At 77.1% G+C, this 1,163-nt stretch carries 1 pseudogene; it reads left to right on the forward strand.

Features of this window, described 5'->3' with window-relative positions:
* Positions 1-267: 267 nt before the first annotated feature.
* Positions 268-1,163, forward strand: a pseudogene (locus HUW36_RS33255) (PucR family transcriptional regulator); the annotation flags it as partial.

Below are 1,163 nucleotides of genomic sequence, written 5' to 3' on the forward strand. Positions count from 1 at the left end.
CCGGCCGACCGCGGGCTCGCCCGTGTGGGTCAGACCCGGCCGGCGCGGGTGCTTGGCCGCCGCCGGCTGCTCGTGACCCGGCCGGCAGGGCTCGCCCTGGGCGCAGCCGTGCTCGGCCTCCCCGTGCGCCATCCCGGTCTCCTCCATCTCGCCGTCGCCCGCCGGGCGGAACGCCCCGACGCGCCCTGACACCGTACTGGCCCGGCCGGACGAGATCGTCAGCGCGTACCGGTGGAGATCGTCCGGCCCGGACGACCCGGCGGGCTCGGAGTGGAACCGCTGGTCACGGCGTGTCAGGCTGGTGCGGTGAGCGAACCGGGCGGGACCGAGACGTCGGCGACGCTGCGCCGCATCGAGCGGGCGGCGGGCGGCCTGGCCACCGCCAGCGTGGCCCGGATGGACGAGACGCTGCCCTGGTTCCGGGAGCTGCCGGCCGACCAGCGCTCGTGGGTCATGCTGGTCGCCCAGGCCGGGGTGCGGTCCCTGGTGCAGTGGCTGCGTCAGGGCGGCGGCGCGACCGACCGCACCCAGGAGGTCTCGGACGAGGTGTTCGCCGCCGCGCCGCAGGCGCTCGCCCGCTCGATCACGCTCCAGCAGACCGTGGCGCTGATCAAGGTGACCATCGAGGTGGTCGAGGAGCAGGTGTCGGAGCTGGCGGTGCCGGGCGAGGAGCAGTCACTGCGGGAAGCGGTGCTGCGTTTCTCGCGGGAGATCGCGTTCGCCGCCGCCCGGGTCTACGCCCGCGCCGCCGAGAGCCGGGGCTCGTGGGACGCCCGGCTCCAGGCGTTGCTCGTCGACGCGCTGCTGCGCGGCGACTCGCCGGACGTGCTGGCCAGCCGGGCCGCCGCGCTGGGCTGGTCGGACGCCCCGCCGGTGGCGGTGGCGGTGGGCCGCTCGCCCGGCGGTGAGGTGGCCGCCGTGCTGCACACCGTCTACCGGCAGGCGCGGCGTATCGGCGTCGAGGTGATCGGCGGGGTGCACGGCGACCGTCTGGTCATCGTGCTCGGCGGGGCGGCCGACCCGCTGGCCGCCACCGAGAAGCTGCGGACCGCCTTCGGCGACGGGCCGGTGGTGGTCGGTCCGGCCGTGCCCAGCCTGGACGAGGCGACCGACTCCGCCCGGGCCGCGCTGGCCGGATTCCGCGCCGCGCCGGCCTGGCCGAC

The sequence above is a fragment of the Micromonospora maritima genome (genome assembly GCF_902825405.1).
In the GTDB taxonomy this organism is placed as follows: Bacteria; Actinomycetota; Actinomycetes; order Mycobacteriales; family Micromonosporaceae; genus Micromonospora; species Micromonospora maritima.